The sequence below is a fragment of the Dietzia lutea genome, from assembly GCF_003096075.1.
Classification (GTDB): Bacteria; Actinomycetota; Actinomycetes; order Mycobacteriales; family Mycobacteriaceae; genus Dietzia; species Dietzia lutea.
The window spans coordinates 3,146,081-3,163,912 of the sequence record NZ_CP015449.1 but is presented as its reverse complement, the minus strand read 5'-3'; the positions used below and the strand labels follow the sequence as shown (position 1 = coordinate 3,163,912).

Sequence of the window (17,832 nt, the reverse complement as noted above, 5' to 3'; positions counted from 1 at the left end):
TGAGGTGACGAACAAGACGACGACGACGAGGTCCGCCCTCGACCGCGTGCGGCAGGCGCTGACGGAGCGCGTGGGCGTGCTCACGGGCAGCTCCCGCCCGGAGGGGCCGGCGTTCCTCGCGGCGGCCGCGGGGACGGAGATCGCCAAGGCCACCGGCATCGGCGCGCTGGAGAAGCTGTGCAAGCCGCTCTTCGTGCCGGCGGCGCTGGCGATCGCGCTGCGGGACGGTCCACCGCTCTCGGCGGTCGACACCGCGCTGCTGTCGGCGACCGGGGCGGCGTACACGACGGGCGATGTCATCCTCATGCTCGGCGGCGGTCACGCCAGCCGGGACGTGGGCAGGCTGGCCGCGGGGGCGGCGGCGTTCGCGACCGGCCACCTCACGCTGGGCGCGCTCATGCTGCGCTCGGGCCTGCGGTTCAAGCCGGTGCAGTCGGCCGTACACGGAGTGGTCGCCGGGGCGGCCGCCGCGGTGCTGCTGTCCGAGGGGCGGGAGAACGCGCCGCTGGCCGCGTACGGCGGGCTGCTCGCGACACTGTCGGCGCTCGCGACCTCGGTCGACCGTTCGCACGGCCGGGCCGCGTCGGTGCTGTCGATGGCCGGCCCGGTGTTCCTGCTCAGCGACTCGCTCATCCTCGCTCGCCGCACGGTGAAGGGCGGCACGGTGCCGGCCCGCGCCCTGGACGTCGGCGTGATCGACACCTACGCCACCGCCGCGCTGCTGCTGCTCACGGGCACCGCCGCCGCGGCCCGCCACGCCGGGAGCCGGGCGTGAGCGCCGGGCCGGGCTCGGAAGGCGGGGCTGCGGGCGGGGCCGCGGGAGCGGCCGTGCGCACCGTCCTCGTGACCGGCGCCGGGCGGGGGATCGGTGAGGCCACGGCCCGCCGGTTCGCCGACGCCGGTTACCTCGTCGGCGCGTACGACCTGCAGCCGTGCGCATGGGCCGAGGGCGACGACCGGTTCGTCACCGGCGCGCTCGACGTCACCGACCCCGCCGCGTGGGAGGCCGCGCTCGCCGAGCTCACCGGCCGCAGCGGCGGGGCGCTGGACGTGCTGGTCAACAACGCCGGGCTGTTGTACGGCACGCCGTTCATGGACGCGAGCTACGAGAAGGACTCGGCGCTGGTCGACGTCAACGTCAAGGGCGTGCTCTACGGCTGTCGCGCGGCCTTCCCGTACCTGCAGGCGTCGTCTGCGCCAACCGTGGTCAACCTGTGCTCGGCGTCGGCGATCTACGGCCAGGCCGAGATGGCCACCTACTCGGCCACCAAGTTCGCCGTCCGCGGCATCACCGAGGCGCTCGACCTGGAGTGGTCCCGGCACGGGATCCGCGTGTGCTCGGTGTGGCCGCTCTACGTGGGTACCGAGATGCTCTCCGGCGTCGACACCGCGGGCATGCGCAACATGGGCGTCCGTCTGACCGAGGGCGACGTCGCCGGCGAGATCCTCGACCTCGCCGAGCAGACCCGCCGCACGCCGCGCGGCCTGCTCGGCCGGATCCGCGGAGCGTTTGGCCGCGAGGTCCACCGCCCGGTCGGCACGCAGGCCACCGCGATGTACCTCGCGTCGCAGGTCGCGCCGGGACGCCTCACCCGGCTGACCAACAAGCGCCTCACCTCGTGACGGAGGCCGGCGAGCCCGCGCCCGGGCCGGCGGAACCCGGCGAGCCCGCGCCCGGGCCGACCGAGTGGGGCGACGGCGTGGTCGGCGTGGGCCCGTGGGAGGTCGAGCACCCCGGCGAGCCCCGCCCGACGGGCGAGACCTGGGACCCCGAGCTGCTCGACGCCGGCGACCGCCGCAACGTCGTCGACCGCTACCGCTACTGGCGGCGCGAGGCGATCGTCGCCGACCTCGACACGCGCCGGCACCCGTTCCACGTGGCGATCGAGAACTTCGGCCACGACGCCAACATCGGCACCGTCGTGCGCACGGCCAACGCCTTCCTGGCGGCCGAGGTGCACATCGTGGGCCGCCGCCGCTGGAACCGCCGCGGCGCCATGGTGACCGACCGCTACCAGCACCTGCGGCACCACGACGACGTCGGCGCCCTCATGGAATGGGCCGCGACCGAGGGGCTGCCGGTCGTCGCCGTCGACAATCTCCCCGGCGCCGAGCCGCTCGAGGCGGTGAGCCTGCCGCGCGAGTGCGTCCTGCTGTTCGGCCAGGAGGGTCCAGGCGTGAGCGACGACGCCCGCCTGCGCGCGGCCCGCACGGTCTCGATCGCCCAGTTCGGCTCGACCCGCTCGATCAACGCGGGCGTCGCCGCCGGCATCGCCATGCACGCCTGGATCCGGGAGCACGCTGCCTATTGATTCTCGATAGGTTTCGGTCCATAGTCGGTGTATGAACATCGAAAGGCGGGCGGTCCTGCCGCTCCGGATCTTCCTCGTGGTGCTGTTCGCCGTGCTCCTCCTGCTGGAGGTGATGTCGCTGCCGGGGCAGTTCGCCCACATGGCCGAGACGAACCCCGGGTCCGCGCACCTGCGGTGGCCGCTCACGGCCGTGTCCATCTACTGGGTGGTGTGCATCCAGGTCGTGGTGGTGGCCACGTGGAAACTGCTGTCCCTCGTCGAATCCGACCGCATCTTCACCGACGCCTCCCTGAAGTGGGTCGACGTGATCCTCGGGGCGATCGTCGCCGCCTGGGCCATGCTCGTGGTGGTGCTCGCCCTGGTCGGATTCACGGCGGATGACCCCGGCCTGCCGCTGCTGCTCTTCGTCGTCGTCGTCATCATCACCGTCGCGGCGCTGCTCATGGTCGTCATGCGCGCCCTCCTCCGGCAGGCCACCGGCCTGCGCTCCGAGATGGACACGGTGGTCTGATGCCGATCGTCGTGCGGATCGACGTGGAACTCGCCAGGCGCAAGATGAGCGTCGGCGAGTTCGCCGAGAAGGTGGGCCTGACGCCCGCCAACGTGTCGGTGCTGAAGAACGGGCGGGCCAAGGCGGTGCGGTTCAGCACGCTCGAAGCCATGTGCCGGGTGCTCGAGTGTCAGCCCGGTGACCTGCTGGAATGGGTGGAGGACGAGGAATGAGGAACGCGGTGGTGTTCCTGGCGGTCCTGGTCGGCGTCCTGGCGCTGCTCGCGCTGGGCGGGGCGGCGATCGTGCTCGGCGAGGCCGACGATTCCCCGGGGCTGCAGGGGATCGGCGTCCTCGTGGTCATCGGCGCGACGGTCGTCGCGCTCCGATGGCGGGGAGCATGATCCCGGGCGGCCGGACCCGGCAGCACGCGGGACCGCCCGTGTGGCGGACGCCGCTACGGTGGGGTCGTGGCCCCCATCGCTCTGCCGGATTCGCTCCGACTGTCCGTGTTGGCCAGGTCCCGGACCCGCGACGGTGAGTCCCACGTAGAGGCGATCGAGGCGACGCTGCGCCGCGCCGAGCACGCCGACGAGCTGGGCCTGCACCGGTACTGGACCGCCGAGCACCACGCCGTCCCCGGCATCGCGAGCGGCAGCCCGCCGCTTCTCATCGCGGCCGCCGCCGCCCGCACGGCGCGCATCAGGCTCGGCTCGGGCGGGGTGATGCTGCCCAATCACCGCCCGCTGGTCGTGGCCGAGCAGTTCGCCATGCTCGAGGCCATGCACCCGGGCCGCATCGACCTCGGCGTCGGCCGGTCGCTCGGCTTCACCGCCCCGGTCCGCGAGGCGCTCGGTGTGAGCGAGTACGACACCGACGCGTTCGACCGCGACATCACCGCCGTGCGGGACTTCCTCCACGGCCGCGGCCCCGTCACCGCGCTGCCGGTGGTGGAGGACCCGCCACCGATGTTCGTGCTGGCCACCGGTCGCGGCCTGGAGGTCGCCGCCCGCGCCGGCCTGCCGGTCGTCGTCGGCGGCCCGCGCCTGCTGGCCGACCCGACGCCGTTGGAGCGCTACCGGGAGTCGTTCCGGCCGGGCGGGGCCGCCTCCGAGCCCTATGTCGTGGTGAGCCTCGAGGTGATGATCGCCGACTCGACCGACGCCGCACGGGAGTTGCTGCTTCCGGAGTCGTGGGCGATGGCCGAGTCACGCGAGACCGGCGCGTTCGGACCTCTGCTGCCGGTCGGGGAGATCCTGGACCGGAAGTTCCGGCCCCAGCAGCTCCGGCGGATGGAGGAGTGGATGGGCACCGCCGTCCACGGAGACGCGGAGAAGGTGGCCGGGGAGATCGCCGCTCTCGTCGAGCGCACGGGCGCCGATGAGATCATGGCGGCGACGTCGACCTACGACCGGGACGCGCTCGCGCGGGCCGACGCGGCGTTCGCGGGACTTCTCCCGGGGTGACCGCTCCGGCCGGCGCGGCGCGGCTGCCGGGCGGCCCCGCCCCGCCTCGTCGAGGGAGTCGTCCCCGCCCTGTCGAGGGCGGCGCCGCGCGGCTCCCGGGTGGGCGCGGTGGGGCTGGCCTAGTCTGGTGGGGTGCGCCCGCCGTCACAACGGCGCCGGCGCCCCGGCCGAGGCCATCCGCACCAGAACTGAACCACCGGAGGAGACCACATGCCCATCGCAACTCCCGAACAGTACAAGGACATGCTCGACCGAGCCCGCCGGGAGGGTTTCGCGTACCCCGCGATCAACTGCACCTCCTCGGAGACCATCAACGCCGCCATCAAGGGCTTCGCGGACGCGGGTTCCGACGGCATCATCCAGTTCTCCACCGGTGGCTCCGAGTTCGGCTCCGGCCTGAACCTCAAGGACATGGTCACCGGCGCGGTGGCCCTGGCCGAGTTCGCCCACGTGGTGGCGGCCAAGTACGACGTCCTCGTGGCGCTGCACACCGACCACTGCCCCGAGGACAAGCTGGACGGCTTCGTCCGCCCGCTCATCGAGATCTCCCAGGAGCGCGTGGACCGCGGCGAGAACCCGCTGTTCCAGTCGCACATGTGGGACGGCTCGGCCACGCCGCTCGACCGCAACCTCGAGATCGCCAAGGAGCTCCTCGAGAAGACGGCCAAGGCCAAGCAGATCCTCGAGATCGAGATCGGCGTCGTCGGCGGCGAGGAGGACGGTGTCGAGAACGAGATCAACGAGAAGCTCTACACCACGCGTGAGGACTTCGAGGCGACCATCGACGCGCTCGGCGCCGGCAACACCGGCCAGCGCTACCTGCTGGCCGCCACCTTCGGCAACGTCCACGGCGTCTACAAGCCGGGCAACGTCAAGCTCAAGCCCGAGGTCCTCAAGATGGGCCAGGAGGTCGCGGTCGAGAAGCTGGGTCTGAACGAGGGCGACCTGCCGTTCGACTTCGTCTTCCACGGCGGTTCGGGCTCGGCGAAGAGCGAGATCGAGGAGGCGCTGAGCTACGGCGTCATCAAGATGAACGTCGACACCGACACGCAGTACGCCTTCACCCGGCCCATCGCCGCGCACATGTTCAGCAACTACGACGGCGTGCTCAAGGTCGACGGCGACGTCGGCAACAAGAAGACCTACGACCCCCGCTCCTACCTCAAGAAGGCCGAGCAGGCCATGTCCGAGCGCGTGGTCGAGGCGTGCAACGACCTGAAGTCGGCGGGCAAGTCCAAGGGCGCCTGACGCCCTTAGTCGGTTGGCTCGCCAGGCACGTTCGGCCCGGTATGCCCGGTTGGCCCGGTCAGCGGCGCCCCTCCCGTGTGGGAGGGGCGCCGCTGTCGTCTGCGGGCATGTTGAGGGGCGGCTGTGTCGAACGCTTGTGCGGGCCTGGTAGCGGCAGTAGAATCGATCACAAGTTCGATAGAGCTGCGACGCGGGCGGGGGTGACGGGGTTGGATACGACGACGACGAGGGCGTTCGGTCTCGGCGCGCTGCGCGCGGTGGACGAGCCGTTGGAGTTGTTGGACGCGTCCGCGCTGAGCGAGGTGGCGCGGTCGGTGACGCTGGCGCAGAACCTGGCGGGAGCCACTCGGCTGCATGCCGCGCACCTGCTGGTCGAGAGCTTCAAGTCCCTGGACGAGGCCGCCCACGGCGAGCCGGGCGCCGATGCCCGTCCCGCGCATGCCCGCCTGGATCCGGCCGACCGGGCCCGCCACCACCTCGCCGCGGCACTGGCGATGACCGGCTGGCACGCCCGCCACCTGGTCACCGCCGGCGTGCAGATCCACACCCGCCTGCCCCGCCTGCGCGAGGCCGTCGAGCGGGGGCTGCTGCCCGAGCAGTTGGCCATCGACGCCGCCTGCCGCCTGGCCTCGATCCCCGACGACATCATCGGCGGCGTCGAATCCGATGTCGTGGCCCGCCTGGCCCGTGACCTGGCCGGCGGTCACCGACCCAGCCGCACCGCCCTGGACACCACCGTCGACGCCTCCCGCGAACGCCACGACCCCCAAGGCGCCGGCGACGCCGTCGACGCGGCCGCCGACAAGCGTACCGTGCGGTTCCGCCCCGAACGCGACGGCATGACCAGCATGTGGGCCCACCTGCCCTCCGGGGACGCCGAGAAACTGCGCCGCCGCATCGACGCCGCCGCCCGCGCCGCCGCCGAGACCGGCCACCCCCGCACCCGCGACCAACTACGCGCCGACGCCCTGGTCGCACTCGGCGACCCCAACACCACCGACATCGCAGACCCCCCACCCGACCACCCGGCCGACAACAGTGCGGCCGACCCGGCCACCGCAGGCGCGACCGCCACCGCCGCCGACACCGATGGCGGTGGTGCGCCGCTGGGGGCCTCGTGGGGCACCGACCAACCGGTGCGGATCTCGGTGATCGACAGCATCGCCCAGGGCCTGCCCAACCGCGTGGAGTTCGTCACTGGCGCCTACGCCAGCTTCGACTGGCTCTGCGAGGAACTGCTCTCCGGCGGCGACGCGAAAGTCCGGTTCGAACTGCTCGACCCGCAACCCGGCACCGAGGACACCCCCGACGCCGCGCTGAAGTACCGCATCAGCCCGGCCCTGGCCGAACGGATCCGGCTACGCGACGGCACCTGCCGCCACCCCGGCTGCACGGTCGACGCCCACGACTGTGAGATCGACCATGTCATCGCCTTCGACCACCAGCGTCCCGACCTGGGCGGGCCGACCGCCGAGTGGAACCTGGTGTGCCTGTGCCGAAAACACCACCGGGAGAGAACCTTCGGCCACTGCGCCTACCGGGCAGGACCCCTCGGCGAGCTGACCATCATCACCGAAACCGGACACGAACACCACACCAGACCCCATGGCCCCCTGGCCCAGGCCCGCGACCGCATCCTCGACCACCGCTGGCACCAACACCTCGACCGACTCATCGCCGACGACGGCCACCTCACCAACCCGCCCGGCGTCGAAGGCACCCTGCGCGCCACCTCCCGCGGCGACAGGCCGGAGCAGTCGACGTCGCCAGAACGCCCAGGGCGGCCGGCGTGACCAGGCAGACCCGATCAGCCCGGCTGCTGGTCCTCGGGCACCGAGCCCATTCCGACGCCGGGCTGGCACAGCTTCCAGGCGCCGTCCTCGTCGCGCATCCGCACCTGCTCCGGAACGGAACCGTCCGACTCGGATTCGACCGTCGCCATCGCCTCCGCGCCGCCGTCGGCGATCTCGACCCCGGTCACCTCGAGATCCTGCGGGAACGACCCCGCGATCGACTCGCGGAACATCGAATCGAGATCAGGCCCCGTCGCCTCGCTCGACGCGGTGATCGTGTCCACCAGCTCCTGCGGGACCCGGTTCTCCGCGCACATATGACTGTTGAACTCGTCGAACGACTCCGCCGAGCTCATCTGCTCCAGCGTCTCGGCCACAGCCCGCTCGGCCCGCGCCGACGACGACAACGGCCCGGCCAGGAACGCCCACGCGACCGCGGCGACCACGACCAGCGCCACCACGGCCACCGCCGCGAGCACACCACCCCGGCCCGGGCGACCGACCCGCCCGTCACCCGACGGACGTGCCCCACCCTTCGGGCCACCGCCCGGTCGTCCTCCGGGGGTCGGCTCCCCGGCGGGCGGCTGCTGGCTCGTCGTCATCCACTACTCCCGATACACCCGTCGTCGGCCCCGGACGGGCCGCGTCGACCCGCCACCGTAGCGGACCAACCTGTGACTCGGCGGGTGCAGGGCGGAGCCCGGCAGCCCCGTCAACGGATCAGGGAAGCGGACCGACGGGCTCCAGCTGGTCCGTGCCATGGCGACTGCGCCAGCTGGCCAGCGGATACGCGCCGCTGTTCGGCTCCTCGCGAGCGACGACCGCCCAGAAGTCGGCGTGCGCGTAGTCGGTGGTGAACTCGACCACCGTAAAGCCGTGGCGGTCCAGATCCACACAGCGCACGTGTCGGTTGAGCTGGGAGAGTGCCGCCTGTGCGGTCTGCGAGAGCGGATTGCCCTCGGGCAGGTTCAACATGTCGTCGATGTTGTTACTGGTGATCGACGGGGTCACGAACTCGATCGCCCCCACACCGGCTCCCGGGTAGTTCGCCGCCTCGAACGGCACCTCGATGGCCCACGAGGTGTGGATGTCACCGGTGAGGAACACGGTGTTGCGGGTCCCGGCAGTGCGGATGACCTCCATCAGGCGGCGGCGCTCGCCCGCGTAGCCGTCCCACTGGTCGGGGTTGTAGGTGATGCCCTCGCGGGGAGCGCCCAGCAGCTCGGTGAGCGCAGCGGTGGTGCGCGGCTCGAGCGGCGGGAGGAGGACCGGTGAGAACATCACCGAGTTGCCGATGACGTTCCACCGGGCGGTCGACGAGCTCAGGCCGCGGGCCAGCCACTCGAACTGATCGGCGCCGGTCATGGTGCCCGTGACGTCGATGGCGTGACCGTCGAAGCGGCCCGGCTCCTCGGAACGGTAGGACCGCAGGTCAAGCATGCTGATCTCGGCCAGCGAGCCCCACCGCAGCCGCCGGTAGAGGTGCCCGCCGTCGCGCAGGGCCTCCGGCCGCACGGGCATCCACTCGAAGTAGGCCTGCCAGCTGGCGGCCTTGCGGTCCTCGAACGGCCCCTGCTCCGGACTGTGGTTCGCCGCACCGTGCGCCCAGTTGTTGTCGGCGAGCTCGTGGTCGTCCCACGTGACGATCCACGGCACGTGCGCGTGCAGCGACTGCAGATCGGGGTCGGTGCGGTACTGGGCGAGGCGGATCCGGTAGTCGGCCAGCGTCACGATGTCGTGCGCGGGATCGTGCGGGCGGACCGCGCCGAACTTGCCCGTGTACTCGCCGTGGCCGTACTCGTAGATGTAGTCGCCGAGCTCGATGATCGCGTCGAGGTCGCCGCGCGCCTCGAGGTGGCGGTAGCCGGAGAAGTACCCGGCCTCCCAGTTGGAGCAGGAGACCACCCCGATGCGCCAGCGGCCGGTGACCGGGAGCGTCCCGTCGGCGGGCGCCGTGCGGGTGCGACCGGAGGGCGAGGTCTGCCCTAGTGCGCGGAAACGGTAGTGGTACCAGCGGTCGGGAGCCAGACCGGTGCAGTCGAACTTGACGGTGTGGTCGCGGCCGGCGTCGGTGACGATCGAGCCGGACCGGACGATGGTCGCAAAGCCGGGGTCCAGAGCCACCTCCCAACCGACTGCGACGGGGGCGCCCAGTCCGGATCCGGGGACGGCCTCCGGCGACGAGGTCACACGCGTCCAAAGGATGACACGGTCGGGCATCGGGTCACCGGAGGCGACGCCGTGCTGGAAAACGTCGCCGACCGCTGGCGCCCCTACAGCGCCACCACCTCCCCCCGCCGCCGCGGACACGATCGCGGAGCGCCCCGCCAGAGCGCTGGTGCCGACCGCAGCACCGGCCAGAGCGCCGGCTTTGAGGGCGCTTCGGCGGGTGATTCCGGGCGTGGTGCGGGCGGGCTCAGATGGTGAAGATACGGTCATGTGTCCAGTTTTGCGGGTTTCCTTATCCTGTGGAAGGAAACGTCCGGACTGGTCACCGGGATGTCATGCTGCCGTCGCCGACCGTTCGCCTTCCCGGGAACTCCGCGCCGTTTCACCGGTGCCCTCTTCTTCCCCGCGGTCCGGCACCTCGACAACCGGTTCGCCGATCCGCTCCGGAGCGGCGGTCTCCCGGACCAAGCTGTTCAAGCGGCCCTGCTTCCGGATCGCAGGTCGATACGGCCCCATCGAAAGAAAAGCTCTCATCGCAAGGGGAGACGAGTTTTCGTGGACAATGGGCGGCATGACCCAGTTCGGAGATCTCCTCGGCCCCCCGCCCACCCGTCTGACCGGCGATCCGGAGGCGGAGGACGCCCTCGCCGCGGGCGAGGACCCCCGCACGGTCGCAGCCGACCATCCGGCGGCGTCGATCGCGTGGGCCGAGCTCGCCGAGCGCGCACTCGACGCCGGCGACGCGGTGACCGCGTACGCCTTCGCCCGCACCGGTTACCACCGCGGGCTGGACCAGCTCCGCCGCCACGGTTGGAAGGGCTTCGGCCCGGTGCCGTACGACCACGAGCCGAACCGCGGATTCCTCCGCGCGGTCGCGGCGCTGGCCCGCGCCGCGCAGTCGATCGGCGAGGAGGACGAGTACATCCGTTGCCTGGATTTGATCAATGAGTCGGACCCGCACGCCGCCGCGCCTCTCGGCCTGGCGTGATCGTCTAGACGCCCGCGCGCTGGGCGTCTACGCCGCGCTACCGGTTCCGCTGAGGACGCGGACCCGGCGACTGGCGTACGCGCTCCTGCCGATCCTGCAGTGCGGCCTGGCCGCCGGGATCGCCTGGTACATCGCGTTCGACCTGCTCGGACACCCCGCGCCGTTCTTCGCGCCCATCGCGGCGGCCATCGCCCTGGGCACCGGCATGGGCCGGCGGGTGCGCCGCGGCATCGAGCTGGTGATCGGCGTCGTGGTGGGCGTCGGCCTGGGCGATCTGCTCATCGCGCAGATCGGCTCCGGCCCGTGGCAGATCGCCGCGGTCGTGGTGCTGGCGATGTCTGCGGCCGTGTTCCTCGACCGGGGCGCGCTGGTCGGGACGCAGGCGGCGTCGTCCGCGATCCTCGTGGCCACCATCCTGCCGCCGGGCTCGGCGGGCGGCTACGAGCGGATGGTGGACGCCGCCGTCGGCGGTGTCGTCGCGCTGGTGGCGATGTCGCTCATCCCCGTGCACCCGCTGCGGCGCGCCCGGCGCGAGGCCGCGTCGCTGTTGGGCGTGGCCTCGTCGGTCCTGGCAGAGGTCGCCGAGGGGTTGGACCGCCGCGACTCCGACCTCATCCGCGAGGCGCTGCAGGACGCCCGTGACACCCAGCCGGCGATCGACGCGGTGTCCGAACAGCTCGCGGGGGCCCAGGAGCTGGTGCGGATCTCGCCGTTCTACCGCCGGCGCCGTCCGGAGGAGGTGGAGCTGACCCGCATCCTCCACCCGCTCGACAACGGCATCCGCAACATCCGCGTGCTGGCGCGGCGGGCGATCGTGGCCGTCGACGACCAGGTGGACGTCCCGCCCGCGCTCAGTTCGCTGCTGGCCGCGCTCGCCGACGCGGTCGAGCTGCTCGCCCAGCGGGTGGCCGCCGACCCCGACGCGCCCGGCGCCGCGAAGGTGCTGCGGGAGTTGCGCGCGGTGTCGGCGCGGGCCAAACGGGAGCTGGTGATCGGCTCCGGAATGACCGAGACGGTGATGCTCGCGCAGATCCGGTCGATCCTCGTGGACGTGATGCAGGTGGCGGGCCTGAGCAAGATCTCGGCGCTGGCCACGCTGCCGCCGACGGTGCGGACGCCGGCCGTGTCGCCGGAGCTGCTCGAGGAGGAGTGGCCGGACTCGCCCGACCGGCCCGCGCCGGAGATGCCGCCGTTCAGGGCGACACGAGCCTCCATGGCTCGGTATGACGGTAGAAGGTCGTCCTCTTGACGGCCCGCCGGCCGGTCACCCCGTCGCGGGTGAGCAGGCCTGCCTCGGTCCCCAGCTGGACCGCGCGCGCGGCGAGCCACGGCCGTCGTCGCAGCCAGCGGGGACGGGCGGCCGTGGCGACGACGCCCGGCAGGTCCGGCGTCGGGCGGACGGTGAGGGCGTCGATCTCGCCGGAGAAGACCCGGTTGTCGTCGGCGTAGGCCTCGCCCACCAGGTGGCCCCCTTCGGGACCGCGGACGGTGGCCTCGCCCACGAGGGCGGTTCCGGTGTCGTCGCGCACGAGGGGCACCTCGCGGGCACTGCCCCGGACGCCGAGCTTGGCGGCCTCCGAGCCGGTCGGAAGGCCGTACGCCCTGGTGGCAGGCGTGGGTTCGTCGGCGACGTAGGCGATCTCCACGTCGAGGTTCTCGGTGCGCATGAGGCGGGTGAGCAGCGCGGACAGTCCGGCGTCGGTACCGCACACGACCAGCCGTCGGCGGGTGCCGACCTCGGAGAGCGCGCGGGTGACCTCCTCCTTGGTGGGGACCGCACTGACCTCGACGCGAGGGTGTTCGCCGAGGACCGTCGGAACCGGCGCGGAGCCGCAGCGGATGACGATCATGACCTCCATCATGACCGCAGCGGCCGGAGTGGGCGAACCTGGGGCAGGATGGAGGTGTGCATGCACAGGCGCACGACATCGATCGCGGCAGCATCGATCTCAACTGCGACCTCGGGGAGGCCCGCCGGGGCACTCCGAGGTGGTCGGCCTCGCTCGCGCCGCACGCCGGGCCCGACCCCGGCGACGCCGCCCTGCTCGACGTGGTGACCTCCGCCAACGTCGCGTGCGGCTTCCACGCCGGCAACCGGCCCACGATGAACGCGACGGTCGTGGCAGCCGCCGAGCGGGGCGTGGCGGTGGGCGCGCACCCCTCGTACCGGGACGCGGAGAACTTCGGGCGCGTCGAGCACGACCTCGACCGCGAGGCGGTCGCCCGGATCGTGGCGTTCCAGCTGATCGAGCTCGACATGGCCGCGCGGCGCCACGGCTCGCGGGTGAGTTACGTCAAGCCCCACGGGGCCCTCTACAACCGCATCGTCCACGATCGCGAGCAGGCCGCGGGCGTCGTCGATGCGGTCCTGGCCTACGCCGCGGTCGCCGACGAGGATCCGCTGCCGATCCTCGGCCTGCCCGGCGCGGTGGTCCTGGCCGAGGCCGAGAAGGCGGGCCTGCGGGCCGTGACCGAGGCGTTCGCCGACCGCGGCTACCGACCCGACGGCACCCTCGTGCCGCGCGGCGAGCCGGGAGCCGTCATCACGGACGCCGACGAGGTCGCCGCCCGGGTGGTGGCTATGGCCACGGGGCGGGAGATCACGGCGTCGGACGGGTCGCCGGTGGTGGTCCGGGCCGCGTCGATCTGCGTCCACGGGGACACGCCCGGTGCCGTCGACCTGGCGCGCCGGGTGCGGTCGGCGCTCGAGGCCGCCGGGGTCGCGTTGGCGCCGTTCGCGCACGCGCGCGGTGGAGAGCCGGGGCGGCCGGGGGAGAGATGACGACGACGAGGATCCGCCGCTGCGGAGAGGCCGCGCTGCTGCTCGAGTGTGCGGGTCTGGCGGAGGCGGTGCAGCTTGCCGGGAGGGTCCGCGGGTTGCGGCCGGATGCCGTCGACGTGGTCGCGGCGGCCCGCACCGTGCTGGTGACCGCGCGGGAGGCCTCCGCGCTGCCCGGGCTGCGGCGGCGGGTCGAGGCGCTTCTCGCCGAGGAGCCGCCGCCCACCCCGAATCCGTCGCCCACCCCGAATCCGTCGCCCACCCCGAATCCGCCGTCCACCCCGAATCCGCTACCCGGGGACCGGATCCGCTACCCCGGTGCGGGTAGCGGATCCGGAGGGGGAGTAGCGGATCCTGGGGCCGCGGGTTGGGCCGGGGCTGCGGGTGGGGCGGCCGAGGTGATCCTCGACGTCCGCTACGACGGGCCCGACCTGTCCGCCGTCGCCGACCTGGCCGGGCTGTCGACCGAGGCGTTCGTGCGGACCCACACGTCGATCACGTGGCGGGCCGCGTTCGGCGGATTCGCGCCCGGTTTCGCCTATCTCGTGGACGCGCGGGAGCTCGACGCGCGCGGGCGCGATACGCCCGGGCGCGAGCAGCGCGAGCAGCGCGGGCTCGAGCAGCGCGGCGCCGCCGAGCCGCGGCCGCTGCCGACCGTGCCGCGGCTGCCGTCCCCGCGGGCGCGGGTGCCGGCCGGATCGGTGGGCCTGGCGGACCGGTTCTGCGCCGTCTATCCCGGCGTCTCACCCGGCGGGTGGCAGCTCATCGGCACCACCGACGCCCGGCTCTGGGACGTCGACCGCGCCGACCCCGCCCTGCTGACGCCCGGGACGACCGTGCGGTTCCGCGACGCCGGCGGCAGTCATGGCTCCGGCAGCACCGCCGGCTCCGGTAGCCGGGGCGCGGACCGATGAGCCTGCTCGTCCTCCGGGCCGGGCCCGCGGTTCTCGTGCAGGACCTCGGCCGCCCCGGACACGCCGACCTCGGGGTGACCGCCTCCGGGGCCGCCGACCGCGCCGCCGCGGCCACCGCCCTCCGGGCCGTCGGCACCGACCCCGCAGCCGCGGTGCTCGAGGTGCTGCTCGGCGGGCTCACCGTCCTCACGGACGCCCCCGCGGTCGTGGCGGTCACGGGTGCGGAGGCCCTCGTCGTCGTCGTCACCCCCGACGGTTCCCGACGCACCGCCGCCACCGGCGACGTCCTCCGCCTGGACACCGGGTCGACGCTGGAGATCGGCCGGCCCGTCGCCGGGGTGCGCAGCTACGTGGGCGTGCGCGGGGGGATCGACGTGCCGCCGGTGCTGGGCAGCCGCTCCCGCGACACCCTGTCCGGGCTCGGCCCGCCGCCCGTCACCGTCGGGGACGTCCTCGACGTCGGCGACGCGGTCGTGGGCCCGTGGGCGGACGGATGGCAGGCGGCCGTCGGCGGCACCGACCCCCGCCAGCCCGTCGACCTCGACGTCATCCCCGGCCCGCGCGACGACCTCTTCCCACCCGAGGCGTGGGACGTCCTCGCGGCGACCGGCCACGTCAGCGGCCACGCCGACCGGGTGGGCGTGCGCATCGACCCCGCCCGGCCCGTACCGCGGCGGTCGAGGGGCGAGATCCCCAGCGAGGGCATGGTGCGCGGCGCCGTCCAGATCCCCGCCGACGGCTGCCCGGTCGTGTTCGGCCCCGACCACCCCGTCACCGGCGGCTACCCCGTGATCGGCGTTCTCACCTCCCACAGCGCGGACCGGATCTCGCAGCTCCTGCCCGGAACGCCCGTGAGACTACGCAGGGTGCGGGGGGCCGGCGACTAGGGTGAGAGCACTCAGACGACTAATCTGGAGTGCTGGTGTGCGCGGAATCACGAGAAGGTGTCCGTCCCTCACCGTGTAGACGACTCTTTTCGAGGTGAAAGCGAACCATGCCAGCGATCGTTCTGATCGGCGCCCAGTGGGGCGACGAGGGCAAGGGTAAGGCCACCGACATCCTGGGCGGCCGCGTGGACTACGTGGTCAAGCCCAACGGCGGGAACAACGCCGGCCACACCGTGGTCGTCGGTGGCGAGAAGTACGAACTCAAGCTCCTGCCCGCCGGCATCCTCTCGCCCACCGCGGTACCCGTGATCGGCAACGGCGTCGTGGTGAACCTCGAGGCGCTGTTCGACGAGATCGAGGGGCTGCAGGCCCGCGGCGCCGACACCTCCCGGCTCCGGATCTCCGCCGATGCGCACCTCGTCGCGCCGTACCACCAGGCGCTCGACAAGGTCACCGAACGGTTCCTCGGCAAGAAGGCCATCGGCACCACCGGCCGCGGCATCGGCCCCACCTACGCCGACAAGGTCTCCCGCGTGGGCATCCGCGTCCAGGACGTGTTCGACGAATCGATCCTGCGGCAGAAGATCGAGGGCGCGCTGCACCTCAAGAACCAGATCCTCGTGAAGATCTACAACCGCCGCGCGGTCGAGGTCGAGGAGATGGTCGAGTACTTCCTCTCCTATGCCGACCGCCTGCGGCCGATGGTCGCCGACACCACCCTCATGCTCAACGAGGCGCTCGACCGTGGCCAGTCCGTCCTCATGGAGGGCGGCCAGGCCACCATGCTGGACGTCGACCACGGCACCTACCCGTTCGTCACCTCGTCCAACCCCACCGCGGGCGGCGCCTGCGTCGGCTCCGGGATCGGGCCCACCAAGATCACCCACTCGCTGGGCATCGTCAAGGCGTACACCACCCGCGTGGGCGCAGGGCCGTTCCCCACCGAGCTGTTCGACAAGTGGGGCGAGTACCTGCAGGTCACCGGTGGTGAGGTGGGCGTCAACACCGGCCGCGTGCGCCGCTGCGGCTGGTACGACGCCGTGATCGCCCGCTACGCCGCCCGCGTCAACGGCTTCACCGACTACTTCCTCACCAAGCTCGACGTGCTCACCGGCATCGGCGAGATCCCCATCTGCGTGGCCTACGACGTGGACGGCGTGCGGCACGACGAGATGCCCATGACGCAGACCGACTTCCACCACGCCACCCCGATCTACGAGACCATGCCGGGCTGGGACGAGGACATCACCGGGGCCCGCGAGTTCGGCGACCTGCCTGCTGCGGCGCGCGACTACGTGCTGCGGCTCGAGGAGTTGGCCGGCTGCCACATGTCGTACATCGGCGTGGGGCCGGGCCGCGACCAGAACGTGGTGCGGCGCGACATTCTGGGGTGACGCCGGCGGCGGTGCGCTCGGCGCGGTGGGCGCGGTGGGCGTGGGGCGCGGCGGCCCGGCTCGCCCGGCGGTGCCCTCGGCGGCCGCGGCGGCGCATTCATCGAGAAGACGGTTCCGCCCGCATCGCTCGAGTAGCGGTGTGCGGAACTGTCTTCTCGACGAACCGCCACGGCGATGATGTGGCGCATGTGGCAGGTGGGGATCGAGGTGCCAGACAGGGTGCGACCGTACGACACATGACCGACGAACGGACGACAGCATCCGGGTCGGGAATGCGGTGAGGTGGATCTCAGGTGGCCACCCGGCCATCATCCCTCCGTGAGTCTGGAGTCCCTCATGCGTACCTCTACTCGTGTCGGCGTAGCCGCCGCAACGGCCGCCATCGCCTCAGTCACCGCTCTCGCCGGAGCGGGTGCCGCGCCCAGTTCGGCGGAGACACCGGCAGCGTCGCCGCCGACGCGTTCACGACCACGTCTGCCTCGACGATCTAAGCGGAGCGCTCGTCGGACGGCGTCACGGTGACGTACACGAACAGGACTGACCGGTCGCTGGCGTGCGGCGGCGTCTCGGCGCCCGCCGCGGTGGCCGTCGTCGGTGACACCGGCAACCCGGACTTCGGTGACTACGACTTCTTCGTCGATGCCGGCGGTGGATATCCGTACCTTACTGACTGTTCATGCCGGGCGATCGAGCACGCTGGGACGATTGTCAACGTTGTCAGGGTGGAGTGAGACTTCACTTACGCCCCGCACCCCGCGTTTGTGATGTGCATCATGCGAAGTTATCGTCGCACACAGTGGTTGAGATCCAACTGCGATTCAAGGCAAGGAGGACACTTATGCGTCTTTCCACCAAGATCGGTGCAACTCTCTCCACCGCAGCCCTCAGTGGTGCGGCAGTCCTCGGCGGCGCAGGCGTCGCCCAGGCACAGTCCCTCGGCTCGCTCGGATCCTCGGATCCCGCCCCAGTCGTCCTCACCGTCGCGGGTGATGAGGACGCGGTCGGCGGCACGATCAGCAACAACACCGAAGAGGCGGTCACCTGCACGATCACGGTCAGTGACGCCGAGGTGATGTCGGACATCGAGGCCGTCTTCAACGAGGGGACGACCATCGGCGAGGCAATTGATGTGTCGGCCGACTTCATTGCTGCTGGATTTGAGGGTAAGAACACCGTCACAACTGTCGATGTCGCCGCGAACGACACCGAGGTGTGGGCCGGTAACGCGACCTACAACCCGGAAGCTGACTTCCGCGCGGGTGCGTCTGCGCAGTGTGGCGAGGAGGGCGCCTTCGCCTACGAGCCCGGTGGGGTGTTCGGCTCGCTGAGCATGGGTTCGCTCGGTGGCTGATTGGTGAGCGACCTGCGCCGAACGCCCCACCATCGCACCTGG

General features: G+C 72.1%; 20 protein-coding genes. 17 read left to right on the top strand and 3 right to left on the bottom strand.

Annotation, left to right across the window (positions count from 1 at the left end):
- The first annotated feature begins 4 nt into the window (after positions 1–4).
- The 9 genes from A6035_RS14520 to A6035_RS14485 all read left to right on the top strand — a co-directional run bounded on the left by A6035_RS14520 (position 5) and on the right by A6035_RS14485 (position 7,308).
- A complete protein-coding gene (locus A6035_RS14520; protein ID WP_108848503.1) occupies positions 5–775 on the top strand; it encodes a lysoplasmalogenase family protein in 771 nt (256 codons plus the stop codon).
- Entirely contained in the window at positions 772–1,623 is an 852-nt protein-coding gene (locus tag A6035_RS14515) for an SDR family oxidoreductase (protein ID WP_244192456.1), read from the top strand. Before A6035_RS14520 ends, A6035_RS14515 begins: the two co-directional genes overlap by 4 nt.
- Complete coding sequence (locus tag A6035_RS14510; protein WP_108848499.1) at positions 1,620–2,312, top strand: TrmH family RNA methyltransferase; 693 nt, start codon at positions 1,620–1,622, stop codon at positions 2,310–2,312. The genes A6035_RS14515 and A6035_RS14510 overlap by 4 nt, the downstream gene beginning before the upstream one ends.
- 31 nt (positions 2,313–2,343) lie before the next feature.
- Positions 2,344–2,823, top strand: a complete 480-nt coding sequence (locus tag A6035_RS14505; RefSeq protein WP_108848497.1) for a DUF2975 domain-containing protein — start codon at positions 2,344–2,346, stop codon at positions 2,821–2,823.
- Positions 2,823–3,035 (top strand): helix-turn-helix domain-containing protein, encoded by a 213-nt coding sequence (locus A6035_RS14500; RefSeq protein ID WP_108848495.1) that lies wholly within the window; start codon positions 2,823–2,825, stop codon positions 3,033–3,035. The genes A6035_RS14505 and A6035_RS14500 overlap by 1 nt, the downstream gene beginning before the upstream one ends.
- Positions 3,032–3,205 (top strand): hypothetical protein, encoded by a 174-nt coding sequence (locus A6035_RS18305; RefSeq protein WP_159149780.1) that lies wholly within the window; start codon positions 3,032–3,034, stop codon positions 3,203–3,205. The genes A6035_RS14500 and A6035_RS18305 overlap by 4 nt, the downstream gene beginning before the upstream one ends.
- Positions 3,206–3,271: 66 nt before the next feature.
- Complete coding sequence (locus tag A6035_RS14495; RefSeq protein WP_108848493.1) at positions 3,272–4,267, top strand: MsnO8 family LLM class oxidoreductase; 996 nt, start codon at positions 3,272–3,274, stop codon at positions 4,265–4,267.
- A gap of 210 nt (positions 4,268–4,477) precedes the next feature.
- A complete protein-coding gene (fbaA, locus tag A6035_RS14490) occupies positions 4,478–5,515 on the top strand; it encodes a class II fructose-bisphosphate aldolase (RefSeq protein WP_108848491.1) in 1,038 nt (345 codons plus the stop codon).
- A 209-nt stretch (positions 5,516–5,724) separates the two neighbouring features.
- Positions 5,725–7,308, top strand: a complete 1,584-nt coding sequence (locus A6035_RS14485) for an HNH endonuclease signature motif containing protein (protein WP_244192455.1) — start codon at positions 5,725–5,727, stop codon at positions 7,306–7,308.
- 14 nt (positions 7,309–7,322) lie between these two features.
- On the opposite strand, the gene A6035_RS14480 is transcribed toward A6035_RS14485, so the two are convergent.
- The gene (locus A6035_RS14480; RefSeq protein ID WP_167400735.1) at positions 7,323–7,910 is read right to left on the bottom strand and encodes an Rv0361 family membrane protein; all 588 of its coding nucleotides are present in this window, start codon (positions 7,908–7,910) and stop codon (positions 7,323–7,325) included.
- 118 nt (positions 7,911–8,028) lie between these two features.
- On the bottom strand, positions 8,029–9,747 hold the full coding sequence (locus A6035_RS14475) for an alkaline phosphatase D family protein (protein WP_108848487.1): 1,719 nt from the start codon (positions 9,745–9,747) through the stop codon (positions 8,029–8,031).
- A 301-nt stretch (positions 9,748–10,048) separates the two neighbouring features.
- Here A6035_RS14475 and A6035_RS14470 point away from each other — a divergent pair, with 301 nt between their 5' ends.
- Both A6035_RS14470 and A6035_RS14465 read left to right on the top strand, forming a co-directional pair.
- Positions 10,049–10,465 carry a DUF3151 domain-containing protein gene (locus A6035_RS14470; RefSeq protein WP_043567286.1) on the top strand — a complete coding sequence of 139 codons (417 nt, stop codon included), beginning with the start codon at positions 10,049–10,051 and terminating at the stop codon, positions 10,463–10,465.
- On the top strand, positions 10,422–11,714 hold the full coding sequence (locus A6035_RS14465) for an FUSC family protein (protein WP_108848483.1): 1,293 nt from the start codon (positions 10,422–10,424) through the stop codon (positions 11,712–11,714). Before A6035_RS14470 ends, A6035_RS14465 begins: the two co-directional genes overlap by 44 nt.
- On the opposite strand, the gene A6035_RS14460 is transcribed toward A6035_RS14465, so the two are convergent.
- Positions 11,659–12,315 (bottom strand): hypothetical protein, encoded by a 657-nt coding sequence (locus A6035_RS14460; protein WP_108849304.1) that lies wholly within the window; start codon positions 12,313–12,315, stop codon positions 11,659–11,661. The genes A6035_RS14465 and A6035_RS14460 overlap by 56 nt on opposite strands.
- A 56-nt stretch (positions 12,316–12,371) precedes the next feature.
- Here A6035_RS14460 and A6035_RS14455 point away from each other — a divergent pair, with 56 nt between their 5' ends.
- The 6 genes from A6035_RS14455 (at position 12,372) to A6035_RS14430 (ending at position 17,790) form a co-directional block, all read left to right on the top strand.
- A complete protein-coding gene (locus A6035_RS14455; RefSeq protein WP_108848481.1) occupies positions 12,372–13,247 on the top strand; it encodes a LamB/YcsF family protein in 876 nt (291 codons plus the stop codon).
- On the top strand, positions 13,244–14,158 hold the full coding sequence (locus tag A6035_RS14450; RefSeq protein WP_108848479.1) for a 5-oxoprolinase subunit B family protein: 915 nt from the start codon (positions 13,244–13,246) through the stop codon (positions 14,156–14,158). The genes A6035_RS14455 and A6035_RS14450 overlap by 4 nt, the downstream gene beginning before the upstream one ends.
- Positions 14,155–15,045 (top strand): 5-oxoprolinase subunit C family protein, encoded by an 891-nt coding sequence (locus tag A6035_RS14445; RefSeq protein ID WP_108848477.1) that lies wholly within the window; start codon positions 14,155–14,157, stop codon positions 15,043–15,045. Before A6035_RS14450 ends, A6035_RS14445 begins: the two co-directional genes overlap by 4 nt.
- A 107-nt stretch (positions 15,046–15,152) precedes the next feature.
- The gene (locus tag A6035_RS14440; RefSeq protein WP_108848475.1) at positions 15,153–16,439 is read left to right on the top strand and encodes an adenylosuccinate synthase; all 1,287 of its coding nucleotides are present in this window, start codon (positions 15,153–15,155) and stop codon (positions 16,437–16,439) included.
- A gap of 518 nt (positions 16,440–16,957) precedes the next feature.
- A complete protein-coding gene (locus tag A6035_RS14435) occupies positions 16,958–17,170 on the top strand; it encodes a hypothetical protein (RefSeq protein WP_108848473.1) in 213 nt (70 codons plus the stop codon).
- A gap of 107 nt (positions 17,171–17,277) precedes the next feature.
- On the top strand, positions 17,278–17,790 hold the full coding sequence (locus A6035_RS14430; protein ID WP_108848471.1) for a hypothetical protein: 513 nt from the start codon (positions 17,278–17,280) through the stop codon (positions 17,788–17,790).
- Positions 17,791–17,832 lie beyond the last annotated feature (42 nt).